The 16,358-nt window shown below is 71.2% G+C and carries 16 protein-coding genes, 1 tRNA gene and 1 riboswitch; of the genes, 7 read left to right on the plus strand and 10 right to left on the minus strand.

The window, feature by feature from the left end:
• Window positions 1-158: 158 nt before the first annotated feature.
• A complete protein-coding gene (locus ACGF3A_RS35950) occupies window positions 159-743 on the minus strand; it encodes a hypothetical protein (protein WP_393734692.1) in 585 nt (194 codons plus the stop codon).
• 173 nt (window positions 744-916) lie between these two features.
• On the opposite strand from ACGF3A_RS35950, the gene ACGF3A_RS35955 reads away from it, so the two are divergent.
• Window positions 917-2,005, plus strand: coding sequence for a Gfo/Idh/MocA family oxidoreductase (locus ACGF3A_RS35955; RefSeq protein WP_393734693.1), 1,089 nt, complete (start codon window positions 917-919; stop codon window positions 2,003-2,005).
• 41 nt (window positions 2,006-2,046) lie between these two features.
• Here ACGF3A_RS35955 and ACGF3A_RS35960 read toward each other — a convergent pair whose 3' ends face one another.
• The 4 genes from ACGF3A_RS35960 to ACGF3A_RS35975 all read right to left on the minus strand — a co-directional run bounded on the left by ACGF3A_RS35960 (window position 2,047) and on the right by ACGF3A_RS35975 (window position 5,763).
• A complete protein-coding gene (locus ACGF3A_RS35960; RefSeq protein WP_393734694.1) occupies window positions 2,047-2,922 on the minus strand; it encodes a fumarylacetoacetate hydrolase family protein in 876 nt (291 codons plus the stop codon).
• A gap of 66 nt (window positions 2,923-2,988) precedes the next feature.
• Entirely contained in the window at window positions 2,989-3,693 is a 705-nt protein-coding gene (locus tag ACGF3A_RS35965) for a YidC/Oxa1 family membrane protein insertase (protein WP_393734695.1), read from the minus strand.
• Between the two features lie 120 nt (window positions 3,694-3,813).
• Window positions 3,814-4,122 (minus strand): DUF6412 domain-containing protein, encoded by a 309-nt coding sequence (locus ACGF3A_RS35970; protein ID WP_393734696.1) that lies wholly within the window; start codon window positions 4,120-4,122, stop codon window positions 3,814-3,816.
• 132 nt (window positions 4,123-4,254) lie between these two features.
• The gene (locus tag ACGF3A_RS35975) at window positions 4,255-5,763 is read right to left on the minus strand and encodes a DUF445 domain-containing protein (protein WP_393734697.1); all 1,509 of its coding nucleotides are present in this window, start codon (window positions 5,761-5,763) and stop codon (window positions 4,255-4,257) included.
• A gap of 234 nt (window positions 5,764-5,997) precedes the next feature.
• Between ACGF3A_RS35975 and ACGF3A_RS35980 the strand changes: the two genes are divergently transcribed.
• A complete protein-coding gene (locus ACGF3A_RS35980; RefSeq protein ID WP_393734698.1) occupies window positions 5,998-7,308 on the plus strand; it encodes an SGNH/GDSL hydrolase family protein in 1,311 nt (436 codons plus the stop codon).
• 30 nt (window positions 7,309-7,338) lie between these two features.
• On the opposite strand, the gene ACGF3A_RS35985 is transcribed toward ACGF3A_RS35980, so the two are convergent.
• The 3 genes from ACGF3A_RS35985 to ACGF3A_RS35995 all read right to left on the minus strand — a co-directional run bounded on the left by ACGF3A_RS35985 (window position 7,339) and on the right by ACGF3A_RS35995 (window position 9,983).
• Window positions 7,339-8,307 carry an ATP-binding cassette domain-containing protein gene (locus ACGF3A_RS35985; RefSeq protein WP_393734699.1) on the minus strand — a complete coding sequence of 323 codons (969 nt, stop codon included), beginning with the start codon at window positions 8,305-8,307 and terminating at the stop codon, window positions 7,339-7,341.
• 31 nt (window positions 8,308-8,338) lie between these two features.
• Window positions 8,339-9,103: an ABC transporter permease gene (locus ACGF3A_RS35990; protein ID WP_393734946.1), complete on the minus strand. Its 765-nt coding sequence runs from the start codon at window positions 9,101-9,103 to the stop codon at window positions 8,339-8,341.
• Between the two features lie 70 nt (window positions 9,104-9,173).
• A complete protein-coding gene (locus ACGF3A_RS35995) occupies window positions 9,174-9,983 on the minus strand; it encodes an ABC transporter permease (protein WP_393734700.1) in 810 nt (269 codons plus the stop codon).
• Window positions 9,984-10,233: 250 nt separating this feature from the next.
• Here ACGF3A_RS35995 and ACGF3A_RS36000 point away from each other — a divergent pair, with 250 nt between their 5' ends.
• Together ACGF3A_RS36000 and ACGF3A_RS36005 are read left to right on the plus strand one after the other, a co-directional pair.
• Window positions 10,234-12,582 carry a transglycosylase domain-containing protein gene (locus ACGF3A_RS36000; protein ID WP_393734701.1) on the plus strand — a complete coding sequence of 783 codons (2,349 nt, stop codon included), beginning with the start codon at window positions 10,234-10,236 and terminating at the stop codon, window positions 12,580-12,582.
• Between the two features lie 85 nt (window positions 12,583-12,667).
• A riboswitch (guanidine-III (ykkC-III) riboswitch) is annotated at window positions 12,668-12,730 on the plus strand.
• 31 nt (window positions 12,731-12,761) lie between these two features.
• Window positions 12,762-13,082: a DMT family transporter gene (locus ACGF3A_RS36005; protein ID WP_393734702.1), complete on the plus strand. Its 321-nt coding sequence runs from the start codon at window positions 12,762-12,764 to the stop codon at window positions 13,080-13,082.
• A 98-nt stretch (window positions 13,083-13,180) separates the two neighbouring features.
• Here the strand turns inward: ACGF3A_RS36005 and ACGF3A_RS36010 are convergent, their stop codons facing one another.
• Together ACGF3A_RS36010 and ACGF3A_RS36015 are read right to left on the minus strand one after the other, a co-directional pair.
• Complete coding sequence (locus tag ACGF3A_RS36010; protein ID WP_393734947.1) at window positions 13,181-13,483, minus strand: GroES family chaperonin; 303 nt, start codon at window positions 13,481-13,483, stop codon at window positions 13,181-13,183.
• An 81-nt stretch (window positions 13,484-13,564) separates the two neighbouring features.
• Window positions 13,565-13,888, minus strand: coding sequence for a DUF3618 domain-containing protein (locus ACGF3A_RS36015; protein ID WP_393734703.1), 324 nt, complete (start codon window positions 13,886-13,888; stop codon window positions 13,565-13,567).
• A gap of 183 nt (window positions 13,889-14,071) precedes the next feature.
• Between ACGF3A_RS36015 and bcp the strand changes: the two genes are divergently transcribed.
• The 3 genes from bcp to ACGF3A_RS36030 all read left to right on the plus strand — a co-directional run bounded on the left by bcp (window position 14,072) and on the right by ACGF3A_RS36030 (window position 16,265).
• Entirely contained in the window at window positions 14,072-14,554 is a 483-nt protein-coding gene (gene bcp / locus ACGF3A_RS36020) for a thioredoxin-dependent thiol peroxidase (protein ID WP_393734704.1), read from the plus strand.
• A gap of 71 nt (window positions 14,555-14,625) precedes the next feature.
• On the plus strand, window positions 14,626-16,137 hold the full coding sequence (locus ACGF3A_RS36025; RefSeq protein WP_393734705.1) for an MFS transporter: 1,512 nt from the start codon (window positions 14,626-14,628) through the stop codon (window positions 16,135-16,137).
• A gap of 46 nt (window positions 16,138-16,183) precedes the next feature.
• Window positions 16,184-16,265, plus strand: a tRNA-Leu gene (locus tag ACGF3A_RS36030).
• The last annotated feature ends 93 nt before the right edge of the window (window positions 16,266-16,358 follow it).

A 16,358-nucleotide genomic window follows, 5' to 3' on the forward strand; every position in this document is an offset into this window, starting at 1 on the left:
GGGTGGCTGGGGGCGCCAATAGGGGGGGCTGGGCGCGCTGGCCCCCGCGCCCCTGCGGCCTCAGGGGCGCGGGGAACTGCGCGAGCGACCCTCCACAACCCGCAGCCTGCGACCGGCAGGCAGGGGCTGTCCCGGCCCAGTAGCCACGACACAGAGCCCTAACGCCCGGAACCGGCGATCTGGAACCGGTAGGGCGCGGACTCCCCGACCCACTCCCCGTCCGAGCCACGCCGCTGCACCGAACTGACGCTCGCCCGCACCGCGTTGCCGCCCTCCGTGCCGTCGGCGAACCGTAGCTGGACCCGCACGGAGGCGGTGCCGCCCGGCGGGAGCGCGTAGCCGTGGAATCCGGGGGCCGTGAAGACGCCCACGTTCTCGCCGGGCGCGGTGTGCCGGAACCGCACGGGGCGCCACGTACCGCCGGAGTCCCGGAACCGGGCCTGGATCTGCGCGGGCCGCAGCGCCTTGCGCCGGTCGAGCAGCACGAGCACGGGGTGGACGGCGGCGCACCGCTCCCCCGCCTCGTTTCGCAGCTCGATCCGGAACCCGCGCCAGCCCCCGCCCGGCGCGTACGTCGCGGGGCCGCCGCTCACCCGCGTCGTGAGCGGGAACCGGGCCTTCTCGGGGGCGCTGCAGCGCGGCGCCGGGGCCGACGCGGGCGCGGGCGCACTGCCGAGGAGGGCCGGGAGAACCAGAACGGCGGAGCCGAGCACGAGTGCCCGGCGGAGCAAACGGAATCGCATGGGGACGGACCTCTCAGCGCATGCGGCGAACGGGGACGTGTCCGCAACCTCCCCGCTGTCGGCCCCCGCCCCCGTCCCGCGCCGCACGGACGACCCGTACGGCGCACGCCCGTACGGCGCACGCGGCGCCCCTGTCGCTCCCGCTTCACCAGCCCCTTTGCGAGGCTGGGGGCATGACACGCATGGACGCCTCCGTCACCCCGCTCCGCGTCGGCCTCCTCGGCTACGGCCTGGCGGGCTCCGTCTTCCACGCCCCGCTGATCGCGACGACGCCCGGCCTCGCGCTCGACACCGTCGTCACCTCCGACCCCGAACGGCAGGCCCGCGCCCGCGCCGCCGCAGGCCCCGACGCCGGGGACGTCCGTACGGTCGCCTCCGCCGACGAGCTGTTCGCACGCGCGGACGAGCTGGACCTCGTGGTGGTCGCGACGCCGAACAAGACCCATGTCGCCCTCGCCCGGCGGGCCCTGGAGGCCGGGCTCCCGGTCGTCGTCGACAAGCCGCTCGCGGCGACGGCCGCCGAGGCCGACGCGCTGGCCGACCTCGCCGAAGAACGCGGACTGCTCCTCTCCGCGTTCCAGAACCGCCGCTGGGACAACGACTTCCTCACCCTGCGCTCCCTCCTGGACGAGGGCGCGCTCGGCGAGGTGCGGCGCTTCGAGTCCCGCTTCGAGCGCTGGCGGCCGAAGCCCAAGGGCGGCTGGCGCGAGTCGGGCGACCCGGCGGAGATCGGCGGCCTCCTCTACGACCTGGGCAGCCACCTGGCCGACCAGGCCCTCACCCTCTTCGGCCCGGCCGCCTCCGTCTACGCCGAGGTCGACGTCCGCCGCCCCGGCGCCGAGGCCGACGACGACAGCTTCATCGCCGTCACCCACACCAGCGGCGTCCGCTCCCATCTGTGGATGAGCGCCATCGCCGCGCAGCTCGGGCCCCGCTTCCGGGTGCTGGGCAGCGAGGCGGCCTACGTCAAATACGGCCTCGACCCGCAGGAGGCCTCCCTGCGCGAGGGCGCCCGCCCGGCGCCGGGGCTGCCGTGGGGCGTCGAGCCGGAGTTCGCCTGGGGCACCCTCGGCACCGTCGAGGCGACCCGGCCCGTGCCCACGCGCGACGGCGCCTACCCGGCGTACTACGACGCCGTCGCCGTCGCCCTGCACCAAGGCACGCCGCCGCCGGTCACGGCCCGCGAGGCGGCGGCGACCCTCCGGGTGCTGGAGGCCGCCCGCCTCTCGGCGACGGAGTCCCGCGTCGTCTCCCTCGCCTGACGGAGCCCTCGCCCAGGCCGTGAACCGTCAGCCGTCAGCCGTCAGGCCGACTTCAGCAGCTGCCGCTGACGCCCGAGCCCTTCGATCTCCACCTCCACCACATCGCCGTCCCGCAGATACGGCTTGGGCTCGGCCATCCCCATGGCCACGCCCGCCGGGGTGCCGGTGCTGATCACGTCGCCCGGGTACAGCGTCATGAAGTGGCTGAGGTAGCGGACCACCTCCGCCACCGGGAAGATCTGCTCGGCGCTGGTGCCGTCCTGGCGCAGCTCGCCGTTGACCCACAGGCGCAGGCTCAGCGCCTGCGGGTCCGGCACCTCGTCGGCCGTCACGAGCCAGGGCCCCAGGGGGTTGAACGTCTCGCAGTTCTTCCCCTTGTCCCACTGGCCGCCGCGCTCTATCTGGAAGGCGCGCTCGGAGACATCGTTCGCCACCGCGTATCCCGCGACGGACGCCAGCGCCTCCTCGTGCGACTCCAGATACCGCGCCGTACGCCCGATGACGACCGCGAGCTCGACCTCCCAGTCGGTCTTCTCGCTGCCGCGCGGGATCAGCACGGTGTCGTGCGGACCGACGACGGTGTCGGGCGCCTTCATGAACACGATCGGCTCGGCGGGCACGGCCGCGCCCGTCTCCCGGGCGTGGTCGTGGTAGTTCAGCCCGATGCACACGATCTTGCCGATGCGGCCGAGCGGCGGGCCGACCCGCAGGCTCTCCGCCTCGCCCTCGCCGCCGCCCGGCAGTTCGGGAAGGGCGCCGCCCTGGGCCGCCACCCGCAGCCGGTCCATCGCGGCGGCGTCGGCGAGCAGGTCACCGTCGATGTCCGGCACAAGTCCCGACAGGTCCCGGAGCGTTCCGGACGCGTCGAGCAGCGCGGGCCGCTCCGCCCCTACCGAACCTATGCGCAGCAGTTTCACGTGCCTCTCCCCTCACAGCGGTTTGTCAGATCCTCCAAGGCTTCGTTCACGTCGGCAAGACCTGGTTCATCTGCTGGACGCCCCCTCGGTCTCCGGCACCGGCTTCCCCGCCCCGAGCGCGGCCCGCTCGACCGCCGTCCATGACGTCGACGTCACCACGTACAGCGCGGCGGCCAGCGGCACCACGGCCACCGTGACCAGCGTCCCGAAGGCCATCAGCGACAGGTGTCGGGCCGGTCCCTTCGGCGCGGACGCGGACCGCGCCGCCAGCCTCCTCCCCCGCAGATACGTCCACGTCGCCACCGCCCCCGTCAGCGCGAACAGCCCCAGGTACACCAGCCCGTGCGCCCCGAACACCCCGCCGTCGCCGAGCGCGTCCGCCCACCGGCCGCCGAGCGGCGCCCCGAGCAGCGTGTGCCCCAGCAGGCCGTCGTCCGTCGTGAACAGGTGGTACATCACGAAGAACACGGGCAGTTGGAGCAGCAGCGGCAGGCATCCCGCCGCGGGTGACACCCCCTCCTTCGCATGGACGGCGCTCATCTCGCGCCGCAGCCGGTCCGGATCGTTCTTGTGCCGGCGCTGCAACTCCGCGACTCGCGGCGCCAGCCGGGCCCTCGCCCGCTCTCCCCGCACCGCCGCGCGGGCCAGCGGATGGAGCGCGAGCCGGACGGCCAGCGTGCAGGCCACGATGGCGGCGGCGGTGGCGGCACCGCCGAAGAGAGGGGCGAGCGCGTCCGAGAGGGACGCGACGAGCGAGGCGAAAACGGACATGGATGAGCCCTCCACGGGTCTCGTCGTGCCGGCTGGAGACAGATCGGCGTGACGAGCCACGAGGGCTCAGCGGAACGCTGAGTGCGTGAAGGACGTGAAAGCGCGGAAGGGCGCGAGCTCCTACGTGGCCGTCGGTATTCGACGGCCGGGCGCTCGGGGCCGCGGACGCCCCGAGGCGTCCGGATCCCGCTGCGGGAGGAAGGCGGTGCGCCGCTCACGGTCGCGCATCGCCGTGCGTATCCGTCCGGGGGCCAGCGCGGGCGCCGCGTCGGCCCCCGCCAGCGCGAGGCAGAGCAGGGCAATGGCGCCCGTGGCCGCGGCGGCGGCCAGCGCCGTGCCCAGCCCGCTCTGCGTGACGAGGAACCCGGCGAGAAGGAGCACGAGCGCGACGGCGCACATCCGCAGGGCGCTCAGCTTGCGGTGGATCATCCGTCCCCCCTCTCCTCCCCGCTCTCGCGTGCGACTCCCGCACACGCGTGGCCTTTTCACCACGACACCAAGCTAACGCCCACCACTGACAACGCGTTCCCGCCCCCGGAGAGCCCCGGAGAGCCCCGGCGCTCAGACCCCGAAGAGCTTCGCCACCGTGTAGATCGCGAGGCCCGCCAGCGAGCCCACCACCGTGCCGTTGATCCGGATGAACTGGAGGTCCCGCCCGATGTGGGCCTCGATCTTCTTCGAGGTGTGCTCGGCGTCCCAGCCCGCCACGGTCTCCGAGATCAGCGAGGTGATCTCGTCGCGGTACGTCGTCACGAGATAGACCGCGGCGCCCTCGACCCAGCCGTCGACCTTGCCCTGGAGCCGTCCGTCGTTCGCCATCCGCATGCCCAGCGACAGCAGCGCCGTCCGAGCGCGCACCCGCAGTTCGCTGCGCTCGTCCTCGGCCGCCGCCACCAGCATCGAGCGCACCGCGCTCCACGCGGAGGCGATGAGGTCCTGCACCTCGGCGCGGTCCAGCACCTCGTTCTTGAGCCGCTCGACGCGGGCCCGGGTCTCCGGGTCGGACTGCAGGTCGCGCGCGAAGTCGGACAGGAAGCGGTCCACAGCGCCGCGCGCCGGGTGGTCCGGCATGTCCCGCATCTCGGTGACGAAGCGCAGCAGTTCGCGGTAGACGCGCTCGCCGATCCTGCGGTCCACGAAGCGCGGCGTCCAGCCGGGCGCGCCCCCCTCGACCGCGTTCATCACCGAGTCCCCGTGGACCTCCAGCCAGTGCGCCGCACGCTCGCACACGAGGTCCACGACCCGCCGGTGCCCGCCGTCGCCGACGATCTTCTCCAGCATCGTGCCGAGCCCCGGCGCGATCTCCTGCGCGTGCGCACGCCGCGTGATGGCCTCGCTCACCACCGCCTGGACGTCCGAGTCCCGCAGCACGGTGAGCGCCCCGCGCAGTGCGGTCGCCAGCTCCGCCGTGACCCGGTCGGCGTGCGCGGGCTCGGCGAGCCAGTCGCCGAGCCTGCTGCCGATGCCGACGGCGCGCAGCCGCGCCCGTACGACGTCCTCGGAGAGGAAGTTCTCCCCCACGAATTCGCCGAGGCTCTGCCCGAGCTGGTCCTTCTTCGTCGGGATGATCGCCGTGTGCGGGATGGGCAGGCCCATCGGGTGCCGGAAGAGGGCCGTGACCGCGAACCAGTCGGCGAGCGCGCCCACCATCCCGGCCTCGGCCGCCGCCGCGACGTATCCGGCCCAGCCGCCCGCGCCCGCGTGCTGCGCCCATTTGGCGAGCGCGAAGACCGTCGCCATCAGGAGCAGCGCCCCGGTCGCGATGGTCTTCATACGGCGCACCCCGCGCCGCCGCTCCTCGTCGGCAGCGGTGAACCCGCCGATGCCGCCGCGCCCGCGAGGACCGCCGGGACCTCCCCGCCCGCCCTGGCCGCCCCCGCTCCCGCTCCCGCCCCCGGACGGAGCCGGTCCGGAAGACCCTGCCTCGGTCTCCCCCTCCTTGCCCTCGCTCTCCTCGGCATCGGTCTCGCCGGTCGCGCTGGTCGCGCCGGGCCCGGACGGCCCGCGTGTGAGAGCCCTCACATGGGCATCATCACGACCAGCCAGCTCGCCCTCATTTGTCCGATCCATCCGCTCCACGCCATCCTCACCCGGGGCATCCCACGCATATTCTCCCTTGCTCTTCTACGAAGGGAACGGTCAGCCGGTTTCCGGCGTCTGTGTGTTCGGGTGATGGCGTCGCCGTGGACGCCGCCCCTCCCCGCGTCCCGGCCCCCGGCGGAGGCCATACGCCAATCGTGGGATCATGACACCGCCGACCACTCGGAGCCTCGGGCTCCGCCAGCCCGAGGAGAAACATCGCGCATGACCAGAAACATGGGTTATGCCCTGCTCGCCGGACTAGCGGCGATCGTGGTCCTCGTCTCGACCGCGATATTCATCGGTATCGGCAGTGGCGACGACGGTCTGGACGAGGGCTCGCCCCAGGCGCGCAACTCGGCGGCGCCCGCCTCCTCGGGCAACTGGATCGGCAGCTGGTCGGCGGCGGCCGCGGCGGCCGAGCCGAACACCAAGGACGGCTTCGCCGACATGTCGATACGGAACGTCGTGCACACCTCGGTCGGCGGCACCGGCGCCCGTATCCAGCTCTCGAACCTCTTCGGCAACCGCCCCCTGACGATCTCGCACGCCACCATCGCGCTCGCCGCGGCGCCCAGCAACCCCACGGCCGCCGCCGGAACGATGCGCCGCCTCAGCTTCGGCAACAAGTCCTCCGTGACCATCCCGGCGGGCGGCGAGGTCACCAGCGACGCGGTCCGGCTCAACGTGCCGCACGCCGCCGACCTGCTGGTCACCACCTACTCGCCGACCCCCTCGGGCCCGGTGACCTACCACCCCTACGCCCGCCAGACCGGCTACGTCGCGGAGGGCGACAAGGCCGAGGAGCTCTCGGGCGCCGCGTTCAACCAGCAGAGCCAGTACTGGCGCTATCTGACCGCCGTGGACGTCTGGAGCGCCGAGACCGAGGGCGCGGTGGCCGTCCTGGGCGACTCGATCACCGACGGCATCACCTCCAGCCCGGGCGCCAACCGCCGCTGGACGGACTTCCTCGCCGAACGCCTGCGTACCGAGCGTGGAGCGCCGCGCTACAGCGTGCTCAACAGCGGCGTCAGCGGGAACCGGATCCTGGTGGACGGCAGCAAGTTCTCGCCCAACAACGGCCCCAGCGCGCTGACCAGGATGAACCGCGACGTCCTCTCCCGTACGGGGGTGAAGACCGTCTTCATCGAGATGGGCCTCAACGACGTCATCAAGATCCCCCGGCAGCGCGACCCGCAGAAGATCGTGAACGGCCTGCGCGAGCTGGTGAAGCAGGCGCACACGCGCGGCCTGCGGGTCGTCGGCTCCACGCTCACGCCGTTCGGCGGCCACCGCGGCTACACCCCGCGCATGGACGGCGTGCGCCAGCGGGTCAACGAGCAGATCCGGGGCGGCAAGATCTTCGACGCGGTCGTGGACTTCGACGCCGCGCTGCGCGACCCGGCCCGTCCCGAACGGCTGCGCGCCGCCTACGACTCGGGCGACCACCTGCACCCGAGCGACAACGGCTACCGCGCGATGGCCGACGCCGTGAGCCTCAAGCTCCTCAAGGGCTCGTCCCCCGCGAAGCTCTGAGCCCGGGCCCGACCCGCCCGACCCCGGCGCTCACCCCGTCGCCCCCTCCGCGTACATCCGCGCGATGACGTCCTCGATGTCCGGCTCCCTGACCGACAGATCCACCAGCGGATAGCCGTCCGCGACCTGGGAGACGATCGGCGCGGCGCTCGCGGAGGCGGGGAACGCGAGCCACTGGCGCGGACCCTCCGTCCGTACGGTCCGCGCCCCGCTCACTCCCTCGATCGGGGGGAGTTCGCGTTCGAGGTCCACCACCAGCGTGCGCTCGCTCTCGCCCACCTCGTGGAGCCCCGCGAGCGCCCCGTCGTACATCAGCCTGCCGTGGTCGATGACCATCACGCGCTTGCAGAGCTGCTCGATGTCGGTCAGGTCGTGCGTGGTGAGCAGGACGGTGGTGCCCTTCTCGGCGTTCAGGCCGCTCAGGAACTCCCGTACGCGCGCCTTGCTGATGACGTCGAGCCCGATCGTCGGCTCGTCCAGGTACAGCACGTCCGGGTCGTGCAGCAGCGCCGCGGTGATGTCGCCGCGCATCCGCTGCCCCAGCGAGAGCTGCCGTACGGGCGCGTCGAGCAGCTCGTCCAGCTCCAGCAGCTCGACGCAGCGCTCCAGGTTCTCCCGGTAACGCGGCTCCGGCACCCGGTACATGCGGCGGACCAGGTCGAACGAGTCGCGCAGCGGCAGGTCCCACCAGAGCGTGGTGCGCTGCCCGAAGACGACGCCGATGCGCCGCACCAGCCGGGTGCGCTCCCGCGAGGGATCGATGCCCGCGACGCGCAGCCGGCCGCCGCTGGGCGTGAGGATGCCGGTCAGCATCTTGATCGTGGTCGACTTGCCCGCGCCGTTCGGCCCGATGTAGCCGACCATCTCGCCGCGCGGCACGGAGAAGGAGATCCCGTCGACGGCCCGGACCTCCTGCTTCGTACGGCGGAACGTGCCGCTCTTGCGCCGCACCTGGAAGACCTTCTCCAGGCCCTCCACCTCGATGAATCCGTCATCCATCCGCGTCAAGACCTCCTCAGCTCCCCGTGGCTCAACTGCCCGTACTCCGATAGGCGCGCAGCCCCGTACGCCACGCCAGGCCCGCCAGGACGCTGAAGACCAGCGCGACGGCGGGCGAGGCGAAGTCCAGCCAGCCCGGCAGGCCGAGCGGATCGTCACGGCCGAGCACGCGCAGCGCCGGGAGCCAGTTGATGAAGGCCAGCGGCACCACGAACGTCACCCCGCGCACCAGGTCCTTGGCGAAGATCGTCGGCGGGTACTGGAGCAGCGTCGTGCCGCCGTACGTGAAGGAGTTCTGCACCTCGGCCGCGTCCTGGGCGAAGAACTGGAACGCGGCGCCGAACACGAAGACGCAGCCGAAGATCACGAAGCCGCAGACGATCATCATCGCGATCATCGCGATCTTCCACGGCGCCCAGTCGGTCTCCAGCCGCCACAGCGCCCACCCCAGCACCAGCGCTCCCTGCGTGATCCGCGAGAGCCGCCGCAGCGCGAACCGGTCCGCCGCGATATGGCTGAGCACCGGCACCGGCCGCATCAGCAGCACGTCCATGGTCCCGTCGCGCACCCGCTTGCCCACCCGTTCGAGGTTGCCCAGGAACAGGTCGGAGAGGCCGAAGGCGACGGTGGACGTCCCGTAGAGGAACGCCACCTCGGGCAGCGAGAAGCCGCCGAGCGCGTCCACGTGCGAGAACATGATCATGATCGCGGCGAAGTCCGCGAACGTCATCACGCCGCTGACCAGCGTGACGATCACGAACGACGCGCGGTAGGCCATCGTCGAGCGCATCCACATCCGCACGATGAAGCCGTACGCGCGCAGCCCCCACAGCGCCCGCGCGAACGGCCCCTCGGCGGATCCGGCCTCAGCCACCCTGGACCACCACCCTCCGCGTCGCGACGGCCTGGAGCAGCCGCCCGGCGCCCAGCAGCACCACCGCCCACCCCGCCTGGAACGCCAGCGCGCCCGCAGCCCCGGCCCCCTCGTGCTGCTGGAGCAGCACATCCGCGGGCACCTGGAGCGTGGCCGCCCAGGGCAGCACGCCCACCACGTCGCCGAAGGTCCCGGGGAAGATGTTGAGCGGCAGCAGCATTCCCGAGAAGAAGACGCTCAGCAGCATGCTCAGCCCGTTGACGCCCGTGGAGTCCAGCAGCCAGAAGGTGCTGAGCGCGAAGAGGTAGCGCAGCGCGAAGCTGACGACGACGCCGAGCGCGGTCGAGAGCAGGAACAGCGGCCACACCAGCGGCGCGGCGGGCAGCGCGAGGTCGAAGGCGAGCGCCCCGACGAGCAGCGGCACGATCCCCCGCCCGAGCAGATGGAAGGCGGCCCGCCCCAGATCGGCCGCGAGCCACCACAGCTGGAGGTCGACGGGCCGGTACAGGTCGATGGCGATGTCACCGGTGCGGATCCGCTCCTGCAGCTCGTCCTGGAAGCCGCCGCCCATGATCGCCGCCGTGGCGAGCAGCGCCTGTCCGACCCAGACGAAGGTCAACGCCTCCGACTGGTCGTATCCCCCGAGGTGGGGACGGGTGTCCCAGAGGGCGATGAACGTGTACGCGAGGATGAAGCCGAAGACCGTGTTGGTGAACACACCCGCGGCCGTAGCGACACGGTATGTCGCATACCGACGGAAACTGCTCATCGCTACGGCGAAATAGAGACGGAAAAGACGCATCCTTTCGAGCCCCTCCACCGTCTTCCTAGTAGCACTTCCGTACGAGAACGAAGCGACGGAGCCTAGTCCGGACCAGACCAGGCCAGCCAACTATTTTCTCGCACGACGGGTGACGGGGCGGGGCCAAACGGCCCATCAGGGGGACCGGACTGGTGTGCCCCGGCCCTGTCAATCGATGCGGATGGTGCGACAGTGTTCTACGGGGCGTACACGGGAATCGCCCGACATCGGACGAGGAGTCCCTGGAGACATGAGCGACGAACCGAAGAGCGAGGCCGAGGGCTGGGAACCGCGGCCCGAAGGTCCGTCCGAGGAGAGCGGCAAGAAGCGCCGTCGCACCGGGTGGCGCCGCGTCATTCCCACGTGGCGGATGGTGCTCGGCGGGGTGCTGCTGATCCTCCTGCTCGTCTCCGGCGCGATGGTCGCCGGGTATCTGCTGGTCAGCATCCCGGAGCCGAACAAGGCGGCGGCCGCGCAGACCAATGTCTACCTGTACTCGGACGGCAGTCAGATCGCCCGCGACGGCAAGGTCAACCGGGAGAACATCAGCCTCGCCCAGGTCCCCAAGCGCGCCCAGCACGCGGTGCTCGCCGCCGAGGACCGGGACTTCTACCACGAGTCGGCGATCGACCCGAAGGCCATGCTCCGCGCGGGCTGGAAGACGCTGACCGGCGGGGACCGGCAGGGCGGTTCGACGATCACTCAGCAGTACGTGAAGAACTACTACCTGAACCAGGAACAGACGGTCACCCGTAAGGCCAAAGAGTTCTTCATCTCGCTCAAACTCGATCGCGAAGTGAGCAAGGACGATGTCCTCCAGGGCTATCTGAACACCAGCTACTTCGGCCGGAACGCCTACGGCATCCAGTCCGCCGCGCACGCCTACTACGGCAAGGACGTCGGCGACCTCAGCACCGCCGAAGGCGCGTATCTCGCGGCGCTGGTCAACTCGCCGAACGCGTACGACACCCGCGCCCACCCCGAGAACCGGAAGCGGGCCGTCGCGCGCTGGAACTACGTGCTCGACGGCATGGTCAAGGAAGGCTGGCTGGAGGAGTCCAAGCGGGAGAAGCTGAAGTTCCCCGAGCCGGACCGGGCCAAGCCGCCGAACAGCATGTCGGGGCAGCGCGGCTATCTCGTCGAGGCCGTCAAGAACTACCTGATCAGCAACAAGATCATCGACGAGCAGCGGCTGGCGGCCGGGGGCTTCCGCATCACCACCACCCTGCAGCCCAAGAAGCAGAAGGCGATGCGCGACGCCGTCGACAAGCAGCTGATGAAGCGCCTCGACAAGAAGGGCCGCAAGGTCGACAAGTTCGTCCGCGCGGGCGGCTCCTCGGTCGATCCCAAGTCGGGCAAGGTCGTCGCGATGTACGGCGGCATCGGCTACACGAAGCAGTACGTCAACAACGCCACCCGCCGCGACTACCAGGTCGGCTCCACCTTCAAGCCGTTCATCTTCACCTCCGCCGTCCAGAACAAGTCCAAGACCCAGGACGGCGTCCCCATCAACGCGCGCACCGTCTACGACGGCACCAACAAGCGCAAGGTCATGAGCGACGGCCGCGCCACCGACTACGCGCCGGAGAACGAGGACCACAGGTCGTACGGCCAGATCCCCGTCTCGACGGCCATGGACAAGTCCGTGAACTCGGTCTTCGCGCAGATGGGCGTCGACGTCGGCCCCCGGAAGGTCAAGAACACCGCGATCGACCTCGGCGTCCCCCCGAAGACCCCGAACATGCCGGAGGACGGCTCGATCGCCCTCGGCGTCACCACCGCCTCGACGCTCGACATGGCCGAGGCGTACGCGACGCTCGCCAACCACGGCAAGCACGGCCACTACCGCCTCGTGGAGAAGATGACCCGGGGCGGCGAGGTCACCGACCTGCCCGAGCAGGACACCAAGCAGGCCGTGCCGCGCGTCGCCGCCGACTCCACGACGGCCATACTGCGCAACGTCGTCAAGGGCGGCACCGGCACCGCCGCCCAGTCGGCGGGCCGCCCGGCCGCGGGCAAGACGGGCACGGCGGAGGAGGACAAGGCCGCCTGGTTCGCGGGCTACACCCCCGAGCTGTCCACGGTGATCGCCGTGATGGGCCAGGACTCCAAGAGCGGCGTCCAGAAGCCCCTCTACGGCGCCGCGGGCCTGGCCCGTGTCAACGGCGGCGGCTTCCCCGCGGAGATCTGGGGCGCCTACACCAAGTCGGCGCTCGACGGCACGCCGGTGCGCGACTTCAAGCTCAACACCGACGGCCAGTCCGCCGACCTGCCGAGCACCCAGCCGCCCACCACGCAGGCGCCCACGACCAAACCGCCGGAGACCGACGACCCGACCACCCCGCCGCCCTCCTCCGAGGAGCCGCCGGAGACCCCGACCAAGCCCGAACCGCCGAGCACCAAGCCCCCGGAGACCCCGACGATCCCTCCGGAGATCGGCGGAGTCGACGGCGGTGACGTGATCGGCGGCGACGACGGAGGGGTCGTCGGCGGCGACACGGGAGGCGATCCCGGCGGAGCCGCCGCCAACGGCGATCCGAACGGCGGGGCGTGGGACGGCGGCAACACCGCCGACGGGGCCCCCGGCGGAGGCTGGTAGCCCGCCGGGTACACCACCTGGTGACCTGCGCCACCACCCCTTCCCGCCCCGTTTGCTACGGTTCAGGGACCGGCTGAGAGAGCGCTGAACACCGCTCCGGCCGGTCCCGACGAGACGCGTCGTACCGGGCTCGCAAAGACGACGCACCCCCGCAATGCAACATTTACGGAGGTGCCGTCATGGCCTGGATCCTGTTGGTCGTCGCCGGAGTCATCGAGGTGGCGTGGTCGATCGGAATGAAGTTCACCGAGGGCTTCACCCGCCTCTGGCCGAGCGTCTTCACCATCATCGGCATCGCCGCCAGCATGGCCCTGCTCGCCCAGGCCGCCAAGACCCTGCCGATCGGCACGGCCTACGGCGTCTGGGTCGGCATCGGCGCCGCGGGCGCCGCGATAGTGGGCATGCTGGCCCTCGGCGAACCGGCGACCGCGGCCAGAATCTTCTTCATCGCCCTGTTGCTGGTGGCCGTGGTGGGCCTGAAGGCGACCTCGGGCCACTGACCGGCCGGGGGTACGGGGGTCGCCCCCCGGAAGACACAGCATCGCCCTGTTGCTGGTGGCCGTGGTGGGCCTGAAGGCGACGTCCGGCCACTGAAAGATCAGAGGTAGAGCCCCGTGGAGTCCTCCGAGCCCTGGAGGCGTTCGGCGGCGACGGCGTGGAGGTCGCGTTCGCGCATCAGCACGTACGCGACCCCGCGCACCTCGACCTCCGCGCGCTCCTCGGGGTCGTACAGGACGCGGTCCCCCGGCTCGACCGTCCGCACGTTCTGACCGACGGCGACCACCTCGGCCCAGTCGAGCCGGCGGCCGACGGCGGCCGTCGCCGGGATGACGATGCCGCCGGACGAGCGCCGCTCGCCCTCGCCCTTGTCCGTACGGACCAGCACGCGGTCGTGCAGCATGCGGATGGGCAGCTTGTCATGGTGCGAGGGTGCGGATTCAGGCGTCTCGGAGCTCACGGCACGACACCGTATCCCAGACGCTCAGCCGCGCCGACGCCGAGCCGAGAGTGCGAAGAGGCCGCCCACGACGGCGACCGTCACCAGCGCGACGGGAACGACGCGCTCCATGCGCGGGGCCCCGTCCTCGCCGACGAACTGCGCCCGTACGTCCGTGAGGGCACGGTTCGCCGCGACGTACGCCCGCCCGGCGGTCCTGTCGACCGCCGCCGACGCCTTGGCCTTCACGTCGCCCATGATCGTACTGGGATGCACCCGGACAGCGATCTCGTCCAGCGAGGCGGCGAGCTCCTGCCGCCTGCGGACGATGTCCGCCTCGATGTCCGCGGGGGTCCTGGCTTCCGGCACCGCGCTGCCTCCGTCGCTGTCAGTCGTCCGTCATACCGTGGCTGATGGACCACATCCTGTCAGTTCACCGGGTCGCGCGCCCCACGGCACCCCCGATCGGCGCCGTCCGGCTACGCTCGGCCGCGGTCCGACAGGTCAGACAGGTTCAGTCAGGTCAGGAACCGCAGAAGGAGACAGGAACAGATGAGCGAGCGACTCCAGCCCGGCGACACCGCGCCCGACTTCACGCTGCCCGACGCGGACGGCAAGCAGGTCTCGCTCGCGGACCACCGCGGCCGCAAGGTGATCGTCTATTTCTACCCCGCGGCGCTGACCCCGGGCTGCACCAAGCAGGCGTGCGACTTCACCGACAATCTCGACCTGCTCGCCGGGCGGGGGTACGACGTCATCGGCGTCTCCCCCGACAAGCCGGAGAAGCTCGCGAAGTTCCGCGAGAAGGAGGAGCTGAAGGTCACGCTCGTCGGCGACCCCAGCAAGGAGACGATGGAGGCGTACGGCGCCTTCGGCGAGAAGAAGCTCTACGGCAAGACGGTGACCGGCGTCATCCGCTCCACCGTGATCCTCGACGAGGAGGGCAAGGTCGAGCGCGCGCTCTACAACGTCAAGGCGACCGGGCACGTCGCGAAGCTGATCCGGGACCTGGGCCTGGAGGAGCAGGGAGCCTGACCGTCGCCGGTTGACCGCCACTGGCGTATCAATTGCCGCATAAGGGCGGATGTGTGCGGTACTCATGATCCATGAGTACCGAGGCGCCGAATCCCCCCGACCCGGCCGCCGTCAAGCGGCACCGAGCCCTCTTCCGCGCGATCAAGCGGCGGCTGAGCCCCAGAATCCGCCGCAGCGACATCACGGTCACCGACGAGGCGACGGTGCGCAGGGCGACGAAGGCGGCGGCCGTCGGCAATGCCATGGAGTGGTTCGACTTCGGGATCTACGCCTATCTCGCGGTCACCATCGGCAAGGTCTTCTTCCCCGGCGAGGGCAGCACCCAGCTCCTCGCCTCCTTCACCGCCTTCGCGGCGTCGTTCCTGGTCAGGCCGCTGGGCGGGCTCTTCTTCGGCCCGCTCGGCGACCGTGTCGGCCGGAAGAAGGTCCTCGCGCTGACGATGATGCTGATGGCGGCGGGCACCTTCTGCATCGGCCTCATCCCCAGCTACTCCTCGATCGGCCTCGCCTCGCCGGTCCTCCTCCTGCTCTGCCGCGTGGTGCAGGGCTTCTCCACGGGCGGCGAGTACGGCGGCGCGGCCACGTTCATCGCCGAGTACGCGCCCGACAAGCGGCGCGGCTACTTCGGCAGCTTCCTGGAGCTGGGCACCCTCGGCGGCTACACCGGCGCCGCCGCGCTCGTCCTCCTCCTCAACACCACGCTCGGCGAGGACGCCATGCTCGACTGGGGTTGGCGCATCCCCTTCCTCGTCGGCGGCCCGATCGGCGCCGTCGGCCTCTATCTCCGGATGAAGCTCGACGAGACGCCCGCGTTCCAGAAGCGCGCCGCCGAGCTGTCCCACTCCCCCGACGCGAGCCACGAGCAGTCCTCGGATCCCAAGCTGTCGGAGAACGTGCCGCAGAAGGAGCTCAAGACGATCTTCGCCCAGCAGTGGCCCACGCTGCTGCTCTGCGTGGGCCTCGTCGCGGCGTACAACGTCACCGACTACATGCTGCTCTCGTACATGCCCGCGTACCTCACCAGCGAGCTGGACTACAAGGACTCCATGGAGCTGGTCGCGGCGATCATCGCGATGGTCGCGATGATGACGGTCCTGCAGCGGGTCGGCCACCTGAACGACCGCTTCGGCCGCAAGCCGGTCCTCCTGACGGGCATGGTCGGCTTCCTCGTCCTGACCGTCCCGGCCTTCGCCCTCTTCCAGCAGGGCAGCTTCCTCGCGGTCCTCGGCGGGATGCTGATGCTGGGCGCCTGCCTGGTCTGCCTGCTGGGCACGATGTCCGCGACGCTGCCCGCGCTCTTCCCCACGGACGTCCGCTACGGCTCCCTCTCCATCGGCTACAACGTCGCCACGTCGGTCTTCGGCGGCACGGCCCCCGGCGTCATGACCTACCTGGTCGACAGCACGGGCGACAAGCTGGCCCCCGCGTACTACGCCTCGGGCGCCGCCGTGCTGGGCATCGTCGCCGTCCTCTGCATGAAGGAGACCTCGGGCCAGCCCCTGGAGGGCTCGCCCCCGTCGGTCAGCACGGAGGAGGAGGCCCGCGAACTCGCCCGCTCCCAGACCAACGAGCCGTCCTTCTGACCCTCCACCCCTCCCGGCCTCGCGCCCCGCAGTACGATACGAGCGCGCGCGAGTGCCGGAATTGGTAGACGGGACGGCTTTAGGTGCCGGTGTCTTCGGACGTGGGGGTTCGAGTCCCCCCTCGCGCACCGCGAGCTCCGCCCTTCTGACCAGCGCGAACGCTGTCGGCGGGGTCTTTTTCGTCGTACGCGAGTGGGCACCGGGTGGGCACGGGCACCATC

The sequence above is a fragment of the Streptomyces sp. NPDC048172 genome (assembly GCF_043202595.1).
Taxonomy (GTDB): Bacteria; Actinomycetota; Actinomycetes; order Streptomycetales; family Streptomycetaceae; genus Streptomyces.